Consider the following 22,345-nt stretch of genomic DNA (forward strand, 5'->3'; position numbering starts at 1 on the left):
GCCGGGTTCGGTGACCCCGATGCCGCGCCCGCGCGCCGCGGCCACCACCGCACGCGCCAGCGGATGCTCGCTGCCGCTTTGCAGGCTGGCGGCGGCGGCAAGCTGCGCGGCCTCGTCCACGCCCGGCGGCACGGCGAAGGCCACCAGGCGCGGCTGGCCGACGGTCAGCGTGCCGGTCTTGTCGAAAGCCACCGTGTCCACCTTGTGGGCCAGCTCCAGCGCCTGCGCGTCCTTGATCAGAATGCCCTGGCCGGCGGCCACGCCGGTGCCCGCCATCACCGCCGCCGGCGTCGCCAGGCCCAGCGCGCAGGGGCAGGCGATCACCAGCACGGCCACCGCGTGGATCAGCGCGAACTCCAGGCTGGCGCCGGTCCACAGCCAGCCCAGCAGGGTGGCGAGCGCGACCAGCAGAACCACCGGCACGAACACGGCCGCCACCTTGTCCACCAGGCGCTGGATCGGCGCCTTGGCCGCCTGCGCGTCCTCCACCAGCCGGATGATCTGCGCCAGCACGGTTTCCTGGCCCACGGCCGTGGCGCGCATCACCAGCCGGCCTTCGGCGTTGATGCTGCCGGCGGTGAGCTTGGCGCCGGCGCCCTTGCTCACCGGCAGCGGCTCGCCCGTCAGCATGGATTCGTCGACGTGGGTGTCGCCGTGCTCCAACAGGCCGTCCGCCGGGATGCGCTCGCCCGGGCGCACCACCAGCCGGTCGCCTGCCAGCACCTCGGCCAGCGGCACGTCGGCCTCGCCTTCTGCACCCAGCAGGTGCGCGGTGTCGGGCCGCAGCGCGCGCAATGCGCGGATGGCGGCCACCGTCTGGTGCTTGGCGCGCGCCTCCAGCCATTTGCCCAGCAGCACCAGCGTCACCACCACGGCCGAGGCCTCGAAATACAGGTGCTGCGCGCCGCCGGTGAGCCACAACCACACCGACAAGCCCCAGCCGGCGCTGGTGCCAATGGCGACCAGCAGGTCCATGTTGCCGGTGCCGGCCTTCAGTGCGTGCCAGCCCGCCTTGTAGAAGCGCGCGCCGAGGATGAACTGCACGGGCGTGGCCAGCAGGAACTGCAGCCAGGCGGGCAGCATCCAGTGGTAGCCCAGCAGCTCGCCGAGCATCGGGATCACCAGCGGCGCGGAGAGCGCGATGCCGATCGCCACCGGCGCGGCGCCGGCCCAGGGCGAAACCTCTGGCGGCCCACCCTCCTGCACGACCAGCGGCTCGTAGCCGGCGCTGCGCACCGCGCGGCGCAGCTGCGCCTCGTTCGCCTGGACGGGCGTGAACACCACGCGCGCCGACTCGGTGGCGAGGTTCACGGTGGCGTCCTGCACGCCCGGCACCTTCTTCAGCGCGCGCTCGACGCGCGACACGCAGGACGCGCAGGTCATGCCGGCGACGCCAAGGTCGAGTGTGGTGTTTGCGGTGGATGTGTTCATGGGGGTCAGCATCGACCTTGCCACGATGGCAGGGTCAAGCCTTGCGCTGAATCAACCCCGGCGCGCGCGGGGACTTGCAGGCCGGCGATTGACCTTACCATGGTGGCAAGGTCGATGCTCACGGCATCCACCATCCATCAAGGAGCCATCCATGAACCAGACATTCGACGTGCAGGGCATGACCTGCGGCCACTGCGCACGGGCCGTCACCCAGGCAGTCAAGACGCTCGACGCCGCCGCCGAGGTGAAAGTGGACCTCGCCGGCGGCAAGGTCGAGGTGCAGTCGCAGCAGCCGCGCGAGGCGCTGGCGCGCGCCATCGAGGAGGAAGGCTACCGCGTTGCGGCCCCGCAATGACGTCCTGGCCGGTGCAGATCGGCGAGGCGGCGCAGCTGTCGGGCGCGTCGGCCAAGATGGTGCGGCACTACGAATCGCTCGGCCTCTTGCCGCGCGTGGGCCGCACCGACGGCGGCTACCGCCAGTACAGCGAGGCCGAGGTGCACACACTTCGCTTCATCAAGCGGGCGCGGGACCTCGGCTTCTCCATGCACGAAATCGCGGAGCTGGTGGGCCTGTGGCAGAACGGCCGGCGTGCCAGCGCCACCGTGCGGCGCATCGCCGAAAAGCACGAACATGAACTGGCCGAGCGCATCGAGGCGATGCAGGCCATGCAGCGCACGCTGCGCCACCTGATCCACTGCTGCGCCGGGGACGCGCGGCCCGACTGCCCGATCCTCGATGACCTGGCAGGGAAAGCCGCGCCGCCGCTGCGGCACTGAAGAAGCAATAGCGCACTATCGCCACACCAAGCTACCGCGCGTCCTGGCTGCCGGCGCCCTTGCTGCGCTTGGCCTTGCTGCGCTTGGCCTTGCCCGCCGCCTTCACGCGGTCAGCCTCCAGCACGCGCGCCGGGCCGGCGCCCATCGAGCGCGTGTCCACGGGCGCGGCCAACGGCGCGAGTTGCCCGCGCTGCGCCAGCACCGGCGACTGCGGCATGACAATGGCACCCAGGCTGTCGCGGTGCTGCGCCGGCAGTGGTGCAGTGTCGGTCATCACCGGCGGGGAGGGGACGGCGGGCGAGGTCTGCGCCAGCGCCGCACCGCCGAACATCGTGGCCAGCCCGAGCGCTGCTGTGCTGCGGGCTAGCTGGCGCACAAGAGCCAGATCCTTCATGTCGGTCTCCCAGGACAACAGCAGCCATGTTGGGCCGCCGCGGTTGCACCGGCTGTGCGCCAGGTCCGGCGGCTGCCGTAGGAACGTGCCGACCGGCCTCAGGCTCGGCTTTACAAGTGCGTGACAGCCGCGCCATGCGGGCGATACAGCGCAGAGCCAGACTGGCTGCCAGCCTGCGCTGAACCGTGGGCCCTGTTCACCAGAAAGGAAACTCTCCATGAAGACATACGCACACCGCATCGCCGCTGCCGCCCTGATCGCCGGTTTCGGCTTGGCCGCCGGCGCGCAGACACAAACCCCGCCCGGCCCGCAGCAAGTCGGCCCCGGAGCGTCGGGCATGGCGGCGCATGGCGAAGGCCACCACGGCCGCTTCGACCCTGCCCGCATGCAGGAACGCATGGCCAAGCGCATGGCCGCCCTCAAGCAAAAGCTGGGCATCTCTGCCGCGCAGGAAGGCGCCTGGACCGCCTGGACCGGCGCCATGAAGCCGGGCAACATGAAGCGCCCGGAGCGCGGCGAACTCGCCAAGCTCACCACGCCCGAGCGCATCGACCGCATGCGCGCCATGCGCACCGAGCGCGCCGCCCAGATGGACAGGCGTGCCGACGCCACCAAGACCTTCTATGCCGCGCTCACGCCCGAGCAGAAGAAGACCTTCGACACCGAAACTGCCCACATGGGCCATCGCGGCCGCATGGGCCACCACCAGCGCGGATAAGCCACGCCCGCGTCAGAACTTCATGCCGTAGCGCAGCTGGATGAAGTTGAGGCCGGGGTTGGGCTTCTTGATGCTGGCGTTGGAGAAGTGCGCGATGCGCAGGCTCAGCTCGTGCGCGTTGTCGACGCCGAAGTTGCGGCCCACCGCCAGCGTGTCGATGAAGTTGAAGGCCGTGCTGAACTGGCGCTCCGGCGTGCGGTAGATCTGGTCGGTCAGCGTGAGGCCGATGCCGCCTTCGGCGAACCAGGGCGAGCGGCCCTGGTCAAAGCGCAGCCGGAACATCGGCACCAGGCCGATCTGCGCGATGGTCTGGTGGCCGCCGCCGTACTCGGGCGCGCGCCACAGGCTGATGAAGCCCTCGGTCGCGGCCGTCGCTTCCATGCCGGCCAGCTCGCTGCGCCAGGCCCAGGGCCAGCGCGCGCCCGCCGTCAGGCTCTGGGTGTGCTTGTCGCCCGCACCGCCCTGCACGAAGAACTGGCCCGGCCGGAAATCGGCGGCGGCGCAGGGGAAGACTGCGGCGGCGGACAGCGCCGCTGCGGCGAGTCCGAGAAGAAGGTTTCTTGGGTTCATCGTTGGTGTGCGCGAAGGCTGGGTTTTGCGAATCAAGGACAGCGGAGTTTGACCGAAAAACGGCAGGCCGCGCAGCCTGTCGCCATTGGCGTACAGACACCGATTCAGCCTGCCGTCCTACACCCCCGTCCACACCTGGGCAGTACAACTGGCTTCCTCTTCCAACAACGACCTCCTGCCCCCTATGAGCGAGACTGTGACCTCAGCCCCGCCCGCGCCGTTGACCGTGATGACGGTGAACATCCACAAAGGCTTCACCACCTTCAACCGCAAGTTCATCCTGCCCGAACTGCGGGATGCCGTGCGCAAGGTCGGCGCCGACGTGGTGTTCCTGCAGGAGGTGCTGGGCACGCACGAGGAGCACGGCAAGAAGTTCGACGGTTGGCCCGAGGCTCCGCACTATGAATTCCTGGCCCACGACATCTGGCCGCAGTTCGCGTACGGCCGCAACATGGTCTATCCGAAGGGGCACCACGGCAACGCCGTGATGTCCAAGTTTCCCATCGTGCACTACCAGAACCACGACGTGTCGCTGGCCGGCCCCGAGAAGCGCGGCCTGCTGCACTGCGTGCTGCGCGTGCCCGGCCATCCGATGGACGTGCACGTGATCTGCGTGCACCTGGGCCTGGCCGAAAGCCATCGCGAACACCAGCTGCAGCAGCTGTGCGTCATGGTGCGCAGCGAAGTGCCCGAGAACGCGCCGCTCATCGTGGCCGGCGACTTCAACGACTGGCGCCGCCGCGCGCACGATGTGCTGTGGCGCGACGCCGGGCTGCGCGAAATCTTCGTCACTGCCTACGGCGAATCCGCCAAGACCTTCCCGGCGGCGTTCCCGATGCTCTCGCTCGACCGCATCTACGTGCGCAACTGCTCGGTGCACCTGCCGGTGGTGCTGCCGCGCAAGCCCTGGTCCCGCCTGTCCGACCACGCGCCGCTCGTGGCCGAGATCCATCTGTGATGCGACGAGGCACGATCTGTCATGAGCCGCTGGGTTGAAGGCAACGACATCCGCCTGCTGGAAAACGGCGAGGAGTTCTATCCGCGCGTGTTCGCCTGCATCGCCAACGCGAAGCGCGAGGTCGTGCTCGAAACCTTCATCCTGTTCGAAGACAAGGTCGGGCTGCAGCTGCACCAGGCGCTGATCGCCGCGGCGCGGGGCGGCGCGCAGGTCGACGTCACCATCGACGGCTGGGGCTCGCCCGACCTGTCGCACGATTTTCTCGGCAGCCTGGCTGAAGCCGGTGTGCGAGTGCACGTGTTCGACCCCGGACCGCGGCCGTTCGGCTGGCGGCCCAAGCTGCTGCGCCGCATGCACCGCAAGATCGTGGTGGTGGACGGCGCGGTGGCGTTCGTGGGCGGCATCAACTACTCGGCCGACCATCTTGGCGACTTCGGGCCCGAAGCCAAGCAGGACTACGCGGTGGAAATCCACGGCCCGCTGGTGGCCGACATCCACCGCTTCTGCCATGGCGCGCTGGCCGAGGGCCAGCGGCGCCAGCGCCACCGCCAGTGGTGGCGCACGCGCAGGCAGCTGCGCGCCGAACCTACCGCGCTGCCCAGGCACGGCGGCGCCGACGCGCTGTTCGTGGTGCGCGACAACAACCGGCACATGAACGACATCGAGCGGCACTACCGCATCGCGGTGCGCGGTGCACGCAAGCGCATCGTCATCGCCAACGCCTACTTCTTTCCCGGCTACCGCTTCATCCGCGAGCTGCGGCGCGCCGCCAAGCGGGGCGTCGAGGTGTGCCTGATCCTGCAGGGACAGCCCGACATGCAGTTCGTGAAAACCGCCGCCACCCTGCTGTACCGCAACCTGCTGGGCGCGGGCGTGCGCGTCTTCGAATATTGCGAGCGGCCGCTGCACGGCAAGGTGGCCGTGGCTGACGACGAATGGGCCACCGTGGGCTCCAGCAACCTGGACCCGCTCAGCCTGGCGCTCAACCTGGAAGCCAACGTCGTGATCCGCGACCGCGACTTCAACCGCCAGCTCAGCGCGAAGCTCGACCACCTGATGGCGCATGCCTGCAAGCAGATCACGGTGAGCGACCTGGGCGAGAGAAAACCGTGGGCCGTGCTGCACAGCTTCCTGGCCTACCACATCACCCGCTACTACCCGGCCTGGGCCATGGCGCTGCCGCGCCACGAGCCGCGGCTGTTCGTGCCGCAGGCGCTGGCACAGGCCCTCGCGGCCGGCGGCAAGGAACACGGATGAACACGCGCAGCCTGCCGCGCAACGCCCTGCAGGGGCGCGAGCGCGATGGCGCGCAACCCGGTGCGCCCGAGCAGCGGCACTGGTGGCCGGTCGTGCGCACGGTCGGCACCTGGCTTTTCTTCGCGGCCGTCGCGGCCCTGATGTGGCGCTATGCGCGCACCATGGACTGGGACGAGGTGTGGGACTCGCTCACCGAAACCCCGGCGCCGGCCCTGGCCATCGCAATCGGCTTGGCCGCCACCAGCCACCTGCTGTACAGCTGCTTCGACCTGATCGGGCGGCGCTACACCGGCCACAACCTGCCCACCCGCACGGTGATGGCGGTCAACTTCGTCAGCTACGCCTTCAACCTGTGCATCGGCTCGGTGATCGGCGCGCTCGGCTTCCGCTTTCGGCTCTATTCGCGCCTGGGCCTGAGTACCGGCGTCATCACACGCATCGTGTCGATGAGCATGCTGACCAATTGGCTGGGCTACAAGCTGCTGGCCGGCATCCTGTTCGTGGTGCACCCGCTGCCGCTGCCGCCGTCGTGGCACATGGGCAACCATGGCCTGCAATGGATCGGGGCCGGGCTGATCTTCACTTCGGCCAGCTACATCGTGGCCTGCTGGCGCATGGGCGACCGCACCTGGACCGTGCGCGGCCACGAGCTGTACCTGCCGCCGTGGCGCATGGCGGTACTGCAGATGGGCATCTCCTGCGCCAACTGGGCGCTGATGGCCGGCATCGTGCACGTGCTGCTGGGCGCCAAGCTGCCCTACACCGACGTGCTCACGGTGCTGCTGGTCGGCGCCATCGCCGGCGTGGTGGCGCACGTGCCGGCCGGCCTGGGCGTGTTCGAGTTCGTGTTCGTCGCCCTGCTGTCGCACCGCATCGGCGAGGGCCATCTGATCGCCGCGCTGCTCGGCTACCGCGCGATCTACTACGTCGCCCCCCTGGGCGTCGCGACCGTGATGTACCTGATCATGGAAGCGCGTGCCAGGCAACCCAGCAACAGCGCCGCCTAGCAGCGGCGCCTGCCCACCACCGACATCCGCTTTTCATCCATGGCCAACGAACCGCGACGCCCCGCACCCGCCCTCAACCCGCTGCAGAACTGGACCGACCTCAGCCTGCGCATGCTCGACTGGATGGTGTCCTCCCGCCAGCGGGCGGGCGACCAGGCCGACCGCATGGCGCGCGGCGGCGCTGGCGTGCGTGCGCAGGCGATGGCCCAGGCCTGGCGGCAGTGGTTTGACCTGCTCGGCACCTTCGGCGGCGGCGCGCAGCCGGCTCCTGCCGCGGCGGCGCAGATGGAGGGGCCCGCAGCGGCGAGCCGCACCGCTTCTTCTCGCCCGCGCGCTTCCGCGCGCGGCAAATCGTCCTGAACCGCAACCCGCGAGAACAACGCACCATGCCGAAAACCACGACGCCGTCCCCCGCCGAACCACTCGTTCTGTGGTGGCAACTTGGCATGAAGACATGGGAAATGCTGCAGGCGTCCGGCCAGGTGATCGGCGTGCGCGTCGGCCGCATGGCCGCGGCCGGCGGGCGCCCCGACGCGAAGGACCGCAAGGAATTCACGCGCATGGTCACCGAGAAGGTGGCCGCCGCCGGCCAATCCGGCTGGGGCGTGGCCTCGCAGCTGCAATCCAGCTGGCTGGAGGTGTGGGCACGCAACTGGGAGCAATGGCTGCGCGGCGAAGCGGCCACGGCCCCGCGCTGGGAGTCGCATGCGGCCCAGCTGGCCCACGCTGCGCTGCACCCGGTGCACCGGGCGGCCACAGCCAATGCCCGGCGGCTCGCCACGGTCCGCGCACGCTCCGCGCGGCGCTAAGGAGACAAGCATCATGGAAGCACGACTTTCCAGCCAGATCGACATCGTCGGGTTCCGCGCCGAGGCGCGCAACCTCCTCACCCGCCAGGTGCCGCCCGAACAGGTGAACTGGCACGCCGACCACGGCGAGGACGGCCCGTGCCTGGCCGAGGTGCTGGGCGCGCAGGCGCACGGCAACGCCGTGCGCGCCGCCGCCGCCATCGTGCCGCCGTCCTTCCTGCGCCTGTGCGAGCTGGTGGTGCTGCACCGCGACCCGGAGCGCTTCGCGCTGCTGTACCGCCTGCTGTGGCGCCTGGTGCACGAGCCGGGCCTGCGCGGCGACCCGGTCGACGACGACCTGGTACAGGCGCAGCACATGGCGCAGGCGGTGCGCCGCGACATCTACAAGATGAAGACCGGCCTGCGCTTTCGCGCGCTGCCGCCCGATGCGTCGGGACGGCCGCGGCAAATGGCCTGGTTCGAGCCGGCGCACCACGTGGTGGAGACGGTCGCGCCCTGGTATGCCAAGCGCACGCCCGACGCCGACTGGGTGGTCCTCACGCCCGAACGCAGCGCCGAATGGAAGGCACAGCAGCTGTGCTATTGCCACGGCACGCCGCGCGCCGCGCTGCCTCTCGCCGAGGCGCCCGAGGCGGCGTGGCTAGCGGCCTGGCACAGCGTTTTCCCCTGCGACCATTCACCGGCGCAATGACGCCGGGCATCGCGCCGCTGGAGGTGCTCAAGGCGGCCACCATGGCCTGCCGCGCGTAGCTCAGAACGCGGCGTCGACCGGCGACACGCCGTGGCGCTGCACGCTGCGCTTGATGGCGCGCTGCGTCTTGCGCATGGTGCCGCGGTTCTCGACCCCGCGGTCGCGGTCCTTGCGCACCACATCGCGTCCGGTGCTGCCGGTGGTCTGGCCGTGCACGTCGCGCAGCATGAGCAGGGCCAGAACGATCACCACGGCCACGGCGATCCAGTGGTGCGGGCGATGCTTGATCATGGCGGACTCCTTTGGTATCGCTTCAGTGTGGAACGCTGGCGCCGCGGCCGCAGCGGCGCGCCTTCCCTACAAGGCGTAGGACGCTGCGCAATGGCCGCGCTCCGCGTTGCACCTGAAACCACGCTGTTACGCGTCGCTGCTAAGATGCCCCGGCCTTTTTCAACGGCCCGCGCTCCGGCCCTCGCAGTACCCCACTCCATGTCCGTCGCCCTCGCAGGCCGCGCTCCTGCCACATTCGAAATCAAGAGCGCGCAGCTGCCCCTGGTGGCGCTGCTGCTGAAGTCCGCCGACCTGCAGCGCCTGGCGGAAGAGCTCCACGCCCGCTTCGGCGACCTGCCCGACTTCTTCGACCAGGATCCGCTGGTCATCGACCTGGCGCCGCTGCAGCCGCAAGGCGACACCCCCGTCGATTTCCCCGCGCTGCTGGCGCTGCTGCGCCGCTACCGCGTGATGCCCATCGCCGCCAAGGGCGGCAGCACGGCGCAGATGGAGGCGGCGAACGCCGCCGGCCTGGCCGCCGCGCCCGACACGGTGATGGCCGCGCCGACCCCGGCCCGCGCCGAGAAGAAAACCGCGCAGCCGCCGGCGGCCGAATCCGCCCCGCAAGCGGTGGCGGCGCCGCAATCGGCCATGGTGCTGGACAAGCCGCTGCGCTCGGGCCAGCAGATCTATGCGCGCGGGCGCGACCTGGTGGTGATGGCCATGGTCAACCCCGGCGCCGAAGTCATCGCCGACGGCAACATCCACGTCTATGCGCCGCTGCGCGGCAAGGCCATGGCCGGCGCCCGCGGCAATGCCGACGCCCGCATCTTCACCCTGGCGCTGGACCCCGAGCTGGTCTCCATCGCCGGCGTCTACCGCACCAGCGAAACGCCCTGGCCCGACGCCCTGCGCGGCAAGGCGGCCCAGGTGCGGCTTGCCGGCGGCGACGCCGACGGCAAGCTGCTGCTGGAAGCGCTGAAGACTTAAATCCAAAGGAATCCCATGGCAAGAATCATCGTCGTCACATCCGGCAAGGGCGGGGTCGGCAAGACCACCACCAGCGCCAGCTTCGCCAGCGGGCTGGCCCTGGCCGGCCACAAGACCGCCGTGATCGACTTCGACGTGGGCCTGCGCAACCTGGACCTCATCATGGGCTGCGAGCGCCGCGTGGTGTACGACTTCGTCAACGTGATCCACGGCGAAGCAACGCTCAACCAGGCGCTGATCAAGGACAAGCACAACGACAACCTGTTCGTGCTGGCTGCCTCGCAGACGCGCGACAAGGAAGCGCTGACGAAAGACGGCGTGGAGAAGGTGCTGGACGACATCGGCGCCATGGGCTTCGAGTTCATCGTGTGCGACTCGCCCGCCGGCATCGAGACCGGCGCGCTGATGGCCATGCACTTCGCCGACGACGCCCTGGTGGTCACCAACCCAGAGGTCTCCTCGGTGCGCGACTCCGACCGCATCCTGGGCATGCTGGGCTCCAAGACCAAGCGCGCCATCGAGGGCAAGGAAGCGGTGAAGGAGCACCTGCTCATCACGCGCTACAACCCCAACCGCGTGGACCAGGGCCAGATGCTGTCGCTGGACGACATCCAGGACATCCTGCGCATCCCGTTGCTGGGCGTGATTCCCGAAAGCGAATCCGTGCTGCAGGCCAGCAACCAGGGCACGCCCGCCATCCACATGAAGGGCGCGGACGTGTCGGAGGCCTACAAGGACGTGGTGGCGCGCTTCCTGGGCGAGGACAAGCCGATGCGGTTCGTCGATGCGCAGAAAGCCGGCTTCCTCAAGCGCCTGTTCGGGGGGAAATGATCCATGTCCCTGCTCTCTTTCCTGCTCGGCGAGAAGAAGCGCACGGCCAGCGTCGCCAAGGAGCGGCTGCAGATCATCCTGGCGCACGAGCGCAGCGGCCGCAATCCCGGCCAGCCCGACTACCTGCCCGCGCTGCAGCGCGACCTGGTGGCCGTCATCAGCAAGTACATCAAGATCGATCCGAACGACATCAAGGTCCACCTGGAAAAGCAGGACAACCTGGAAGTGCTGGACATCAAGATCGAGTTGCCCGAGGCGGCGCGCTGAACGCCTGGGCTTGACAGGGGCCGAGTGCCCGGAGATAACAGCAGTCCATGAGCTCTCCAGTCATCGTGCGCTCCTCGCACCGCTACTGCGCCCCGGCGGAGCGCGTCTTCGACGCCTGGCTCAACCCCACGCAGGCCTCGCGCTTCTTCTTCGCCACGCGCACCGGCAACATCATGCATTGCAGCATCGACCCGGTGGCCGGCGGCGAATTCACGGTGACCGACCGCCGCCCCAATGCCGACGGCGACGAGAGCGTATTCGACGCCGAGCACCGCGGCCGCTACGTGGTGGTCGACCGCCCGCGCCTGCTGGCGTTCGACTTCAGCGTGCCGCCCTACGTGGACCGGCCCACCCGCGTCACGCTGGACTTCCGCCCGCTCAGCACCCAGACCTGCGAGCTGGTGCTGACGCACGAGCTGGGCGACAGCGACCTGGCCCGCGCCTACGAGGACCAGACCCGCAAGGGCTGGGACACCATGCTGGCGACGCTGGAGCGCGAACTGTTCCCGCGGCGCATCGGCGTCAAGCTCTGAATCCGCGCCGGCGCGCAACGCGCCGGCCTGCTGCCCTAGGGCCCTTCCCTAGGGCAGCTGCGATTTTTCCTTAAGCCTCGCCCCGCGGTGGCGGTCACAGTTCGACACATGGCCGGAAGCTCCGGCCACGCAGAGAGCAACCGACCATGAATGCCACCACCCCGATGTGCCCGCCACGCGTTCCCGCGCCGATGCTGGACGAAGTCTATGCACCCAGCGCCCGCGGCGAAGAAGCGCTGCGCGGCGGCAACACCCGCATGCCGATGGACCAGCTCGCGCTGCTGGTGCGCTTCGACGGCCGGCTCTCGCTGGCGCAGATCGGCGCCGGCATGCCGCAGGTGGCGCCGGACAGCTTTCTGTCCCTGTTCCAGGCGCTGCGCGACGCCGGGCTGCTGGTGCTGCAGGAAACGGACCTGTTCCAGATGCAGCTGGACGCGCAGCTGCAGAACTCGCGCATGGCCAGCGGCAACGCCAACGTGGACGCCAGCGTGGTGTCGCTGCGGCGCGAGGGCTACTACGTGGAGATTGCCCGCGAACGCGCCGGCCGGCCCGCCAAGCAGTCCGCCGCGCTGGACATCGTGGTGGTGGAAGACGAGCCGGTGCTTGCCCGCTTCATCAAGACCTATCTCTCGCTCGACGGCGCCCAGGTGCGGCTGGCCGGCAACCGCGCCGAGGTCTCGGCCGAGCTCAGCAAGCGGCCGGTGCCCGACCTGATCCTGCTGGACGTGGTGCTGCCCGATGCAGACGGCTTCGACATCCTGGGCCGGGTGCGCCAGCACGCCCTGCTGAAAGACGTGCCAGTGATCATGCTGACCGGCAAGGCCACGCGCGAATCGGTGCTCAAGGGCATTGCCGGCGGCGCCGACGGCTACGTGACCAAGCCCTTCCTGCCCGAGTCGCTGGTGCGTGCGGCGCGCACCTGCCTGGGCCTGCCGGACAACCGCCCGGGCGCCGATCCCTGGGCCAACGGCGACGCCAAGTCGCTGAAGTGGCAATTCCAGGCCGCCGCCTGACATGACCGCCACCGCTTCGGGGCCCGCCGGGTCCGGCCCGGCCATCGCCCGGCGGCCGCTGCTCACCCGCACCGGCGCATGGATCGCCATGGTGGCCGGCGTGCTAGTGCTGCTGGGCTGGTGCCTGGACCAAGCCCTCCTCAAAAGCGTGGTGCCGGGCGCCGTACACATGAAACCCAACACCGCCCTCGGCCTGCTCGGCGCCGGCGCGGCGCTGTGGCTGGCCCTGGGCCGCCGCACCGCCCGCACCGACCTGTTGCGCGCCTGCATCGGCGTGGCGCTGGGCCTGCTCGGCGTGGCGACCCTGGCGCAGTATCTGGCTGGCGTGAACCTGGGCATCGACCAGCTGCTGTTTCGCGACACCGCGCATGCCTTCAACGCGGCGCCGGGGCGCATGTCGCCTTTCACCGCGTGGTCGTTCGTCATGCTGGGCATCTGCCTGGCGCTGCTGGGCCAGCGCGGCTGGCGCGGCCGCCTGGTGGTGCTATGCAGCGTCCAGGTCGCGCTGATCGGCGGCCTGGCGCTGCTGGGCTACCTCTGGAACGCGGTCGAGCTCGTCACCGACGCCTGGGCCCCGCCGGTCGCCCTCAACACGGCGGTGGCGCTGCTGGGGCTGGGCATCGGCATCGTGGCCGAACACATCCGCATCGTGCGCGCGGCACGGCGGGACGACGCGTTCGTGCTGATCGAGCGGCGGCTGGTGCTGGCTTTCTGGGGCATGGTGCTGGTGCTGGTGCTCACCGCCAGCTTCACCTACCGCTCCAACATGCAGTTCGCCAGCACGGCGCGCATGGTGGAGCACACGCAGCAGGTTCGGCTGGAACTGGCGGCCCTGGACGGCTGCATGGACCACGTGGAGTCGGCGCAGCGGCTCTACATGCTGATGAGCAATGCCGAGGCGCTCGGCAGCTTCCGCAGCACGGCGCAAAGCTGCGGCCTGGTGCCCCAGAACATCCTCGCGCTGGTCTCGGACAATCCCGCCGAGGTGGCGCGGGCGCAGGCCCTGCGCGCGCTGGTGCCGCAGCGCCTGGACGAACTGCACCGCATGACCGCCGTGTTCCAGAGCCGTGGGCTCGACGCCGCGCGCGCGGCGCTGGCCTTCAGCGCGGGTCCGCTGCTCATGCGGCGCATCGAGGGCGCCATCGCCGAGATGGACCAAGTCGAGCGCGGGCTGCTGGCCACGCGCCAGGCCAGGCAGTCGCACGACCAGACCGTGATGCTGGTGTCGCTGCTGGCCACGCTGGTGGCCGCGGTCGGCATCTTCGCGCTCTTGATCCGCGCGATGCTGCGCGGCGTGCGTGCCAGCGGCACGCTGCGCGAGGAGATGCAGCAGCAAAAGGCGCTGCTGCGCGCGGTGGTCGATTCGGTGCCGCACGTGATCGCCTACAAGGACAAGGACGGCGGCTACCTGGGGTGCAACGGCGCCTTCGCCGCCATGATCGGCAAGAGCGTCGAGCAGGTGGCCGGATGCCGTGCCGGCGACCTGTTCCCCGCCTCCTATGCCGGGCTTACGCAGGCGCGCGACCGCGAGGCGCTGTCGCGCATGGAGCGCACGGTGGTGGAAGACTGGGTGCACTACCCCGACGGCAAGCAGCGGCTGATGGAGGTGATGCGCACGCCGCTGCGCAAGAAAGAGGGCGAGCCGATCGGGCTGGTGGTCATCGGCTGCGACATCACCGAGCGCAAGAAGGCAGAGGACGAGATGGTCCGCGCGCGCGAACTGGCCGAGCAGGCCGCGCGCACCAAGGCCGCGTTCCTGGCCAACATGAGCCACGAAATCCGCACGCCGCTCACCGGCATGCTGGGCATGGCCGACCTGCTCGCCGCGGAGACGCTCACGCCGGCGCAGCAAAGCTACGTGGGCACCATGCGCTCGTCGGGGAAGCACCTGCTGAACGTCATCAACGACATCCTGGACTTCTCCCGGAGCGAAACCGGCAAGCTGGAACTCGAGTGCATCGACTTCTCGCTGCCGCAGGTGCTGGAGCGGCTGCGCTCGCTGGCCCAGCCGCTGGCCACCGACCGCGGGCTGCAGCTGCACATGAACCTCACGCCGCATTCGCCGGTGGTGGTGCGCGGCGACCCGACCCGGCTCACCCAGGTGCTGCTGAACCTGGCCAGCAACGCCATCAAGTTCACCGAGCGCGGCAGCGTGACGGTGCATGCCTCGCAGCACGTGGCCGGCGACGGCACCGCACGGTTCCGCTTCGAGGTGCGCGACACCGGCATGGGCATCGCGCCGCAGACATTGGCGCAGCTGTTCGCGCCGTTCGTGCAGGCCGACAGTTCGACCGTGCGCCGCTTCGGCGGCAGCGGCCTGGGCCTGGCGATCAGCAAGCGGCTGGTGGAAGCCATGGGCGGCAGTATCGGCGCCACCAGCGAGCCCGGGCACGGCAGTGTGTTCTTCTTCGAAATCCCGCTGCAGCCCGGCGACCCGAACGCCATCGCCAAGCCCGGCACCGCGGGCACGCCGGCGCCGGAGCCGCGCCGCATCCTGGTGGCCGAGGACGTGGCGGTGAACCGCGACATCCTGCGTCTGGCGCTCACGCGGCAGGGCCACACGCTGGTGCTGGTGGAAGACGGCGCACAGGCATTGGCACTGGTGCAGCAGCAGCCCTTCGACCTGGTGCTGATGGACGTGCAGATGCCGGTGATGGACGGCGTGGAGGCCACGCGGCGCATCCGCAAACTCGACGGGCCGCTGCGCGACATCCCCATCGTCGGCCTCACCGCCAATGTGATGGCGCATGAACGCGCGCGCTATCTCGACGCCGGCATGAGCGACTGCGTGATGAAGCCGATCGACTGGGACCAGCTGAACGCGGCGATTTCGCGCTGCGCGCGCATCGACCCGCCCGACGCTGTCGCGCCGGCCGAAGAGAAAGCATTGGTCGACGAAAAGGCCCTTGGCACGCTGCGCGGCTTCATCGGCGACGCGCAGGTGCAGGCACTGCTGCGCGACGGCATGGTGGCGTTCCAGGACTACTGCGACAGCATGCGCGAAGGCGCCGATGGCGAATCCGGCATCGGCCGCGACGCGCACAAGCTGAAAGGCTCGGCCGGCACCTTCGGCCTGGCCGCCCTGTGTTCCGCGGCCGAGGACATCGAAGCCGCGGTGGACCGCGGCGACAGCGGTGCGCCGCGCGTGCCGGCGCTGCAGGACGTGCTGCAGCGCACGCGCCGCGAACTCACGGCGCTGGGGCTGCTCGCGGCGGCCTGAGGCGCACCGCGAGCCGGCGCCGGATCAGCGCTTGATTGCGCCTGCGCCTGTGTTGCCGCCGCTTTGCGGCGAGCCGGCGCGTGCCTTGTGCTGGTTGGTGCCGCCGACCTGGGCTTCGCGGTCGTGCCGGCTCTCGGGCGTGCGCCGCCCCTCGTTCTTCTGCGTGGGCGCCTGTTCGCCCTGCTTGTTGGTGTCGTTCTCGACCTTGCCGGAATGCGGCGTCTGCTGGTCCTGCGGATTGTTCTTGTAGCGGTGCGTCATGTGTTCATTCCTTGTCTCGAAGCGACCATTCTCGGAGGCACCCTGCGGGCCCTGTGTCGGACAAGTTCTTTCGCGCCGGTGCGGGGAGGATTCCACCGCCTGAGGAAAACGGGCCGCGGGGTCAGCTCAGGGACCTGAGAAAACCCACCGCCAGGAACGCGTAGAACGCCGCGCACAGCAGGCCGAAGGGCTTGCGCGCGCGCGTGAAGAACGGGCCGGCCGCGCGCGAGGAAAAAGCCCACGCGTAGCCCATGAAGATGAACATGCCCAGCAGCCCGCAGCCGGCCACCAGCACGATGCTGGCCCAGGCCGGCGCGTTGGCGCTCAGGCCCAGCGTGGTCACGGTCAGCCAGGTAAGAATGGCCTTCGGGTTGGTCAAGTGGATGGCCAGGCCCTGCAGGTAGAACATGCGCAGGCTGCCGGCAGCGGCCGTGGTGCGCGCCTGCAGCGGCGCGCTGGACCGTGCCGACATCACGGCCTTGTAGGCCAGCCACAGCAGGTAGCAAGCGCCCAGGACCTTCAGCCACATGAAGAGCTGCGCGTTGGACATCAGCACGGCCGACACGCCGGCCGCGGCGATGGCGCCCCAGCAGAGCGACCCCGAAATCACCCCGGCCGCCATCGACACGCCGGGCGCGCGGCCGTGGTTGAGCGAGGCGTTGGCGATGGACAGGTTCCCCGGCCCCGGCATGGCGGTGCCGACCAGGTAGACGATCAGGGCGATGTCGAAATTGCGGAACCAGGAAACATCCATCTGCTCATTTGAAGCAGCGGTGGTCCGGTTCTTCCCGCCGGACCTTCGCCATCCATTCCTTCAGCTCGCTGGTCTTGTGGAGCCGTTCGCCCCAGCGTTCAGGCGATGTCGGCAAGGGCTTGCCCGGAAGAATGTACTCGGTCAGCAGCTCGATGTATTGCTGCAGGCACCAGGCGCCCACGTGCAGCCGCAGCGACGAGGCGGTTTCGTTGGGCGCGACGCGAAAGCGCGCCACGTTGATGATGTCGCCGCTGTCCACCGAGGGCGCCAGGTGGTGGCAGGTGGAGCCATAGGTCTCGTCGCCGTAGTAGATGGCGTAGAACTGGCTGCCCAGCCCGCGGTATTTGGGCGGCGCCGGGTGCAGGTTGATGGCGCCCTTGCGCGCCTTGGAATAAATCTCGCGCGGAAAGATGAAGTCGCCGCGGTAGGAAATGATCCAGTCGCCTTCCCAGCCGTGCAGGTGCTGCGGATACGGGTCGCCCGGGTCCCAGCGGAACACCTCGACGTGCGGCATCACGGTCCTGGTGAACTCGACGCCCAGGTCGCACCAGTCCATGGTGCAGACCGACAGCAGGACCTTGTCCGTGAAGGGTGCGGGATTCGACATCGGAACTTCCTCGGGGTGGCTTGGATTCATTTGGAGCCGCGCGGTGGGCAGGCAGGCGCGCACCACCGCCTCGAAACGCTCGACCATTTCCTCGATCTCGCCGTGGCTGGCGATGAAGGCCGGCGCGAACAGCACGTGGTTGCCGGCGACGCCGTCGGCCGTGCCGGTGCCGGGATAGATCAGCAGGCCGCGCCTGAGCGCCTCGCGCTTGAGCTCGGCGGAGAAGGCGGCGCCCTGCGCCAGCGGCGCGCGGGTTTCGCGGTTGGCGACGAATTCCACGCCGACGAACAAGCCGCGGCCGCGCACGTCGCCGACGATCTCCACGTCGGCCAGCCGCTCGGCCAGCTGCGCGCGCAGCTGCTGCCCGCGCTGGAGCACGGCGTCCAGCAGCCGGTCTTCCTCGATCACACGCAGCACCTCCAGCGCCACCGCGCAGGCCAGCGGATGATTTACGTGCGTCTGGCCGTTGCCCAGCACGCCGGTGCCGCGCGCGATCGCCGCGTGGATGCCCGCCGAAATCAGCAGCGCCGCGATCGGCTGGTAGCCCGCGGCCAGGCCCTTGCCCACGGCGACCATGTCGGGGACGATGCCGTCTTCCAGGTAGGCGAACATGCGGCCGGTGCGGCCCATGCCGGCCATCACCTCGTCCAGGATCAGCAGCACGTCGTGGCGGTCGCACACCTCGCGGATGGCGCGCAGGTATCCGGGCACGGCCGGCACCGCGCCGCTGGTGGAGCCCACCACGGTCTCGGCAATGAAGGCGCAGACCTTGTCGGCACCCAGCGCGGCGATCTTCTCGTCCAGCTCCAGCGCCAGCCGCTGCGCGTACAGCGCATCGCTTTCGCCCTCGTGCTTGTAGCGGTAGGCATAGCAGGGCGAGACGAACGCTGCATGCGGCAGCAGCACTTCGAACCCCGAGCGCCTCGCCGGATTGCCGGAAATCGCCAGCGTGCCCAGCGTGCTGCCGTGGTAGCCCTGCCGGCGCGCGATGAACACCGACTTGGTCGGCTTGCCGCGCTCGCACTGGTACTGGTAGGCAATCTTCATCGCCAGCTCCATCATCTCGGAGCCGCCCGACAGGAACTGCGCCTTGGCCAGCCCGCCCGAGGCCGCCACCAGCCGCTCGGCCAGCTCTTCGGCCGCCGGCGTGGTGAAGCTGCCGGCATGCGCCCAGGCCAGCTTTCCGGCTTCGCGCGCGATGGCCGCGCCGATGCGCGGATGCGCATGCCCCAGGCTGGACACCGCCACGCCGCCGCAGGTGTCCAGGTAGCGCGCGCCCGACGCTGCCTCGATCCATACACCGGAGCCGCCGGTGGCCAGGATCGGCGGCGTGTTCAGGTTCTTGTAGATCACCGCGGACATGGTCGGCCTCCTCGGCCCATTCTCATGCTCCGGCCCGCCATCGCCACAGGCAGTTTTGCCGCATCCAACCCGCAGACTTCACCGGCAAGGCGCCGCCGCGCCTTGTTATAAATCCGGCAAACAGGGAGATAAAGCATGTCATTGGTCCACGTCCACAACGAGTGGGACCCGCTCGAGGAAATGATCGTCGGGATCGCCACCAATGCGCGGGTGCCCCGCGCCGACAAGGGGCTGTTCGCCCTGGATTACTGCGAGAGCGTGGAGACGCCGGCGGACATCCCCTCGGGCCCGTACCCCGAGCAGATCATCGGCGAGGCCAACGAGGACCTCGACGCCTTCGCGGCCTTCCTGCGCTCCCAGGGCGTGACGGTGCGCCGCCCGGAAGCCACCGACCATGCCGCCGCCTTTGGCACGGCGCAATGGCAGACCGACGGCGAATACAACTACTGCCCGCGCGACGTGCTGCTGCCCATCGGCGAAACCATCATCGAGGCGCCGATGGCGCTGCGCAGCCGCTACTTCGAGCCGTTCGCCTACCGCAAGCACCTGCTGGAGTACTTCGAGAGCGGCGCCAACTGGATCTCCGCGCCCAAGCCGCGCCTGCCCGACTCCACCTACAGCGTGCGGCCGCCCGAGGGCACGTCCATCCTGTCCAACGAGGAGCCGATCTTCGACGCGGCCAACGTGCTGCGCATCGGCCGCGACATCCTCTACCTGGTGTCGCGCAGCGGCAACCAGATGGGCTACCTGTGGCTCAAGCGCATCCTGGGCCCGGGCTACCGCGTGCACCCGGTGGCGGGCGTGTACGACGGCACGCACATCGACACCACCGTCACCGTGGTGCGCCCCGGCCTGGTGGTGCTGTGCCCCGAGCGCATGCGCCCCGACCAGGTGCCCGAGGTGTTCAAGAAGTGGGACATCATCTGGTGCCCCGAAATGGTGGACACCGGCTACTGCTGGTCCTACCCGCGCGCCTCCATCTGGCAGGGCATGAACTTCATCATGGTCAACCCGGCGCTGGCGGTGGTGGGCGACAAGCAGGTCGGCCTGATCCGCGAGCTGGAAAAACGCGGCGTGGACGTCAATCCGCTACAGATGCGGCACGCGCGCAGCCTGAGCGGCGGCTTCCATTGCGTCTCGGTGGACATCCGCCGCAAGGGCATGCTGGAAGACTACAACTGAAGCCACCGCGACGATGGATTACCTCGCCATCGCCCTGTTCGCCGTCGCCACCTGCGTCACGCCGGGTCCCAACAACGTGATGCTGATGTCCTCGGGCGTCAACTTCGGCATCAACCGCACCATGCGCCACGTGGTCGGCATCAACGTGGGATTCCCGCTGATGCTGATCGCCATCGGCATGGGCGCGGGCGCGCTGTTCCGGGCCTATCCGCAGATGCACACCGGCCTGCAGATCGCCGGCGTGGCCTACATGCTGTACCTTGCCTGGCGCATCGCGACCACGCCCACGGTGAACATGAACGACAAGTCGGGCTCGCCGCTGGGCGTGGTGCACGCGGCCATGTTCCAGCTGGTGAACCCCAAGTCCTGGATCATGTGCATCGGCGCCGTGCTGGCCTACACCACACCGTCGGACACGTACCTGGCGCAGGTGCTGCTGATCGCGCTGATCTTCTTCGTGTTCGGCACGCCGTGCTCGCTGGTGTGGGTGCTGTTCGGGCACTTCCTCAAGCGCTTCCTGAACCGCCCGGCGATGCTGCGGGTGTTCAACGTGGCCATGGCGCTGCTGCTGGTGGCGTCGCTGTTTCCCGCGGCGCGCGAGATCGCCCACGCCTGGCAATAAGGCTCCCGGCGGTCCATCGATACGTCCATCAGCCGAACGGCCGCACACCAATCAGCGGCCCGTGCAGCCAGAACGCGAACACCCCATACAGCACCAGCCCGGCGACAACACAGATCACGGTCCCCGTGGCTGTTCCTCCCTCGCCCCCCTGGGGAGAGGGCTGGGGTGAGGGGCCGCCCCGCCTGCGTGCCGCCCGAAAATCCACCACAGCCCACACCAGAAACGCCCCGAACAGCACCACGTCCGCCAGCGTCCCGTTCGACAGCAGATGCGCAAGCGCCCACAGCTTGACCGACAGGATCTGCGGGTGCTGCAGCCGCGCCTTGATCCCGTTGCGCGGCACGTAGGCCGCGACGAACAGCACGAACACCGGCAGCATCAGCAGCGCCGTGGCGTGCCGCATGCCGGCCGGTGGATTCCACAGCACCACCGGCTGCTGCCGCGCCTGGCCGTAGCCCCACGCGAGCAGCACGAAACCGGCGACCGACAGCACGGAAAACAGGCCCTTCCACGGCAGAGCACCAATGCGCGCGACGGTGGCCGTGCGCCAGCCATCCGCCACGACGCGCACCGAGTGCACGCCGAGAAACAGCACCAGGCCCAGAACGAGCAGCAGCATGGAAACCCCCCGTCCGTGTTGATCGAAGGGCGCGACTGTACGCCAGCCGGCCGCGGACGGAAAGGGGCAGCCCGGCGCGTTGGGGAGGGGTTCCTGTCTTCTCTTACTGAATTCAATATTTCAAAGTAGTAGTGGTAGTAGAGGGAGGCCCTGCGCTGTGGACAAGGGCATTTTTCCGTGCGGCGACAGGCACCTGCGTGTGGTTGACCCATGTGCGCAGCCCTGCGTTGGCACTGTCGTGCGGAAATGAACAAGTCCGGCTTTGCGGCCGGCCCTGTGGACAAGTGGTGGGTTGTGCCGGAACTGTCCACAGGGTTGTGCAGCAAATTTTTTTTTCGGCGCTCCGCGCCCACGAGGTCGCGGCAGCACCATCCCTCGGTGTTTTTGACATCTGGAAATCAGCCTGTTGCCGATGGACCGCGCTTGCGCCGTGTGACATCGTTGCCCACCCCGATTGCCCTACCGGAAAGCTTCGCCATGCCCCGCTCACCGGCCGCTGCCGCGCCCCTGGCCCGGCAACCGGCCGCCACCCAGCCCGAACCCACGCTCCAGCGCCTGGCGTCGTCCCTCGACGACAGCCCCCGCATGCTGGCCCAGCGGCGGCAGATCGCGTCGCTGTTCGGCCCCAGGGGAGAGGAGGAAGCGCCTGTCGCAGCGAACGGCGTGGTGCAGGGCTATTTCCTCATTGGCGACCAGAAGACGAACGATGCCGGCCAGTTCGTGGAAGGTGCGGACCAACTGGCCCAGGAGGCACAAGTCTGGCTGGGACTCAAGCCGGCGATCGAGACTGCCTGGAAAGCGCTGCCTGCCCACCACTTCAGTGCCACGGTGCTGGATGAATTCCGTGCCACATTGCTGGCGGCTGCATTCGCCGGGCGGCGGGTCATGCTGCCCGCAGCGGCCGCGGAGCTCGAACGGATCGTGCAGCACCGCACCCAGGCATTGGTGCCGCTGGCAGACACCGCCAGCCCGGCCGGCGTGGGTGGCACGCTGGCCACAACGCCTACGCTGGGCGAAAAGGAAAAGCACAGCGAAGCGAGCTACACGCGCACTGTCCCGATGGCCGCCCCGGCCACTGGCCGGCGTCAACTATCTTGTCCGCTCGGCGTCAACAATCCTGGCCGGTCGGAGGCGGGGAATGATTTCAATGGATTCGGTTGTCAGCGCTTCTTTCGCGCAGCAGGGGCGAGCCCCTGCTGCGC

At 69.1% G+C, this 22,345-nt stretch carries 26 protein-coding genes and 1 pseudogene; 18 read left to right on the forward strand and 9 right to left on the reverse strand.

The window, feature by feature from the left end; translation table 11 throughout:
* Positions 1-1,431: heavy metal translocating P-type ATPase (locus H0U68_RS17580; protein ID WP_296357938.1), on the reverse strand; the 1,431-nt coding region annotated here is incomplete at its 3' end.
* 151 nt (positions 1,432-1,582) lie between these two features.
* Here H0U68_RS17580 and H0U68_RS17585 point away from each other — a divergent pair.
* Together H0U68_RS17585 and cueR are read left to right on the forward strand one after the other, a co-directional pair.
* A complete protein-coding gene (locus H0U68_RS17585) occupies positions 1,583-1,786 on the forward strand; it encodes a cation transporter (RefSeq protein ID WP_296357940.1) in 204 nt (67 codons plus the stop codon).
* Positions 1,783-2,208, forward strand: coding sequence for a Cu(I)-responsive transcriptional regulator (gene cueR / locus H0U68_RS17590; RefSeq protein ID WP_296357941.1), 426 nt, complete (start codon positions 1,783-1,785; stop codon positions 2,206-2,208). Before H0U68_RS17585 ends, cueR begins: the two co-directional genes overlap by 4 nt.
* A gap of 31 nt (positions 2,209-2,239) precedes the next feature.
* Here the strand turns inward: cueR and H0U68_RS17595 are convergent, their stop codons facing one another.
* Positions 2,240-2,602 carry a hypothetical protein gene (locus H0U68_RS17595; RefSeq protein ID WP_296357943.1) on the reverse strand — a complete coding sequence of 121 codons (363 nt, stop codon included), beginning with the start codon at positions 2,600-2,602 and terminating at the stop codon, positions 2,240-2,242.
* Between the two features lie 217 nt (positions 2,603-2,819).
* Here H0U68_RS17595 and H0U68_RS17600 point away from each other — a divergent pair, with 217 nt between their 5' ends.
* Entirely contained in the window at positions 2,820-3,320 is a 501-nt protein-coding gene (locus tag H0U68_RS17600) for a Spy/CpxP family protein refolding chaperone (protein WP_296357945.1), read from the forward strand.
* Positions 3,321-3,332: 12 nt separating this feature from the next.
* On the opposite strand, the gene H0U68_RS17605 is transcribed toward H0U68_RS17600, so the two are convergent.
* Complete coding sequence (locus tag H0U68_RS17605) at positions 3,333-3,890, reverse strand: acyloxyacyl hydrolase (protein ID WP_296357947.1); 558 nt, start codon at positions 3,888-3,890, stop codon at positions 3,333-3,335.
* A 184-nt stretch (positions 3,891-4,074) separates the two neighbouring features.
* Between H0U68_RS17605 and H0U68_RS17610 the strand changes: the two genes are divergently transcribed.
* From H0U68_RS17610 to H0U68_RS17635, 6 genes are read left to right on the forward strand one after another with little or no spacing between them, the layout of a single operon-like run.
* On the forward strand, positions 4,075-4,848 hold the full coding sequence (locus H0U68_RS17610) for an endonuclease/exonuclease/phosphatase family protein (RefSeq protein WP_296357949.1): 774 nt from the start codon (positions 4,075-4,077) through the stop codon (positions 4,846-4,848).
* 21 nt (positions 4,849-4,869) lie between these two features.
* The gene (gene clsB / locus H0U68_RS17615) at positions 4,870-6,105 is read left to right on the forward strand and encodes a cardiolipin synthase ClsB (RefSeq protein WP_296357951.1); all 1,236 of its coding nucleotides are present in this window, start codon (positions 4,870-4,872) and stop codon (positions 6,103-6,105) included.
* Positions 6,102-7,112, forward strand: a complete 1,011-nt coding sequence (locus tag H0U68_RS17620; RefSeq protein ID WP_296357953.1) for a lysylphosphatidylglycerol synthase domain-containing protein — start codon at positions 6,102-6,104, stop codon at positions 7,110-7,112. Before clsB ends, H0U68_RS17620 begins: the two co-directional genes overlap by 4 nt.
* 39 nt (positions 7,113-7,151) lie before the next feature.
* A complete protein-coding gene (locus H0U68_RS17625) occupies positions 7,152-7,472 on the forward strand; it encodes a hypothetical protein (protein ID WP_296357954.1) in 321 nt (106 codons plus the stop codon).
* A gap of 26 nt (positions 7,473-7,498) precedes the next feature.
* The gene (locus H0U68_RS17630; RefSeq protein ID WP_365732036.1) at positions 7,499-7,921 is read left to right on the forward strand and encodes a polyhydroxyalkanoate granule-associated phasin; all 423 of its coding nucleotides are present in this window, start codon (positions 7,499-7,501) and stop codon (positions 7,919-7,921) included.
* Between the two features lie 13 nt (positions 7,922-7,934).
* The gene (locus H0U68_RS17635; RefSeq protein WP_296357958.1) at positions 7,935-8,612 is read left to right on the forward strand and encodes a DUF4130 domain-containing protein; all 678 of its coding nucleotides are present in this window, start codon (positions 7,935-7,937) and stop codon (positions 8,610-8,612) included.
* A gap of 60 nt (positions 8,613-8,672) precedes the next feature.
* Here the strand turns inward: H0U68_RS17635 and H0U68_RS17640 are convergent, their stop codons facing one another.
* Positions 8,673-8,903, reverse strand: coding sequence for a hypothetical protein (locus H0U68_RS17640; RefSeq protein ID WP_296357959.1), 231 nt, complete (start codon positions 8,901-8,903; stop codon positions 8,673-8,675).
* A gap of 198 nt (positions 8,904-9,101) precedes the next feature.
* On the opposite strand from H0U68_RS17640, the gene minC reads away from it, so the two are divergent.
* The 6 genes from minC (at position 9,102) to H0U68_RS17670 (ending at position 15,736) form a co-directional block, all read left to right on the forward strand.
* On the forward strand, positions 9,102-9,872 hold the full coding sequence (gene minC / locus H0U68_RS17645) for a septum site-determining protein MinC (protein WP_296357961.1): 771 nt from the start codon (positions 9,102-9,104) through the stop codon (positions 9,870-9,872).
* Positions 9,873-9,887: 15 nt separating this feature from the next.
* Complete coding sequence (minD, locus tag H0U68_RS17650; protein WP_296357963.1) at positions 9,888-10,703, forward strand: septum site-determining protein MinD; 816 nt, start codon at positions 9,888-9,890, stop codon at positions 10,701-10,703.
* Positions 10,704-10,706: 3 nt separating this feature from the next.
* The gene (gene minE, locus H0U68_RS17655) at positions 10,707-10,970 is read left to right on the forward strand and encodes a cell division topological specificity factor MinE (protein ID WP_296357965.1); all 264 of its coding nucleotides are present in this window, start codon (positions 10,707-10,709) and stop codon (positions 10,968-10,970) included.
* 47 nt (positions 10,971-11,017) lie between these two features.
* Positions 11,018-11,503 carry an SRPBCC domain-containing protein gene (locus H0U68_RS17660; RefSeq protein ID WP_296357968.1) on the forward strand — a complete coding sequence of 162 codons (486 nt, stop codon included), beginning with the start codon at positions 11,018-11,020 and terminating at the stop codon, positions 11,501-11,503.
* 146 nt (positions 11,504-11,649) lie between these two features.
* Entirely contained in the window at positions 11,650-12,516 is an 867-nt protein-coding gene (locus H0U68_RS17665) for a response regulator (protein WP_296357970.1), read from the forward strand.
* A 1-nt stretch (position 12,517) separates the two neighbouring features.
* The gene (locus tag H0U68_RS17670) at positions 12,518-15,736 is read left to right on the forward strand and encodes an ATP-binding protein (RefSeq protein ID WP_296357972.1); all 3,219 of its coding nucleotides are present in this window, start codon (positions 12,518-12,520) and stop codon (positions 15,734-15,736) included.
* Positions 15,737-15,760: 24 nt separating this feature from the next.
* Here H0U68_RS17670 and H0U68_RS17675 read toward each other — a convergent pair whose 3' ends face one another.
* The 4 genes and pseudogenes from H0U68_RS17675 to H0U68_RS17690 all read right to left on the reverse strand — a co-directional run.
* Positions 15,761-15,997, reverse strand: a complete 237-nt coding sequence (locus H0U68_RS17675; RefSeq protein ID WP_296357974.1) for a hypothetical protein — start codon at positions 15,995-15,997, stop codon at positions 15,761-15,763.
* 121 nt (positions 15,998-16,118) lie between these two features.
* Entirely contained in the window at positions 16,119-16,751 is a 633-nt protein-coding gene (locus H0U68_RS17680; protein ID WP_296357976.1) for a LysE family translocator, read from the reverse strand.
* Between the two features lie 4 nt (positions 16,752-16,755).
* Positions 16,756-17,388 (reverse strand): formyltransferase family protein, encoded by a 633-nt coding sequence (locus tag H0U68_RS17685; RefSeq protein WP_365732046.1) that lies wholly within the window; start codon positions 17,386-17,388, stop codon positions 16,756-16,758.
* A gap of 15 nt (positions 17,389-17,403) precedes the next feature.
* Positions 17,404-18,720 (reverse strand): annotated as a pseudogene (locus H0U68_RS17690) (aspartate aminotransferase family protein); the annotation flags it as partial.
* Between the two features lie 135 nt (positions 18,721-18,855).
* Here H0U68_RS17690 and H0U68_RS17695 point away from each other — a divergent pair.
* Positions 18,856-19,902 (forward strand): inosamine-phosphate amidinotransferase 1, encoded by a 1,047-nt coding sequence (locus H0U68_RS17695; protein ID WP_296357977.1) that lies wholly within the window; start codon positions 18,856-18,858, stop codon positions 19,900-19,902.
* Positions 19,903-19,915: 13 nt separating this feature from the next.
* On the forward strand, positions 19,916-20,524 hold the full coding sequence (locus tag H0U68_RS17700) for a LysE family translocator (RefSeq protein ID WP_296357979.1): 609 nt from the start codon (positions 19,916-19,918) through the stop codon (positions 20,522-20,524).
* A 28-nt stretch (positions 20,525-20,552) separates the two neighbouring features.
* Here H0U68_RS17700 and H0U68_RS17705 read toward each other — a convergent pair whose 3' ends face one another.
* Positions 20,553-21,143: an NnrU family protein gene (locus tag H0U68_RS17705; protein WP_296357980.1), complete on the reverse strand. Its 591-nt coding sequence runs from the start codon at positions 21,141-21,143 to the stop codon at positions 20,553-20,555.
* A 477-nt stretch (positions 21,144-21,620) separates the two neighbouring features.
* Between H0U68_RS17705 and H0U68_RS17710 the strand changes: the two genes are divergently transcribed.
* The coding region (locus tag H0U68_RS17710; protein ID WP_296357982.1) for a hypothetical protein at positions 21,621-22,345 on the forward strand (725 nt) is incomplete at its 3' end.

Origin of the sequence: Ramlibacter sp., from assembly GCF_013697775.1 — a bacterium.
Taxonomy (GTDB): Bacteria; Pseudomonadota; Gammaproteobacteria; order Burkholderiales; family Burkholderiaceae_C; genus Ramlibacter.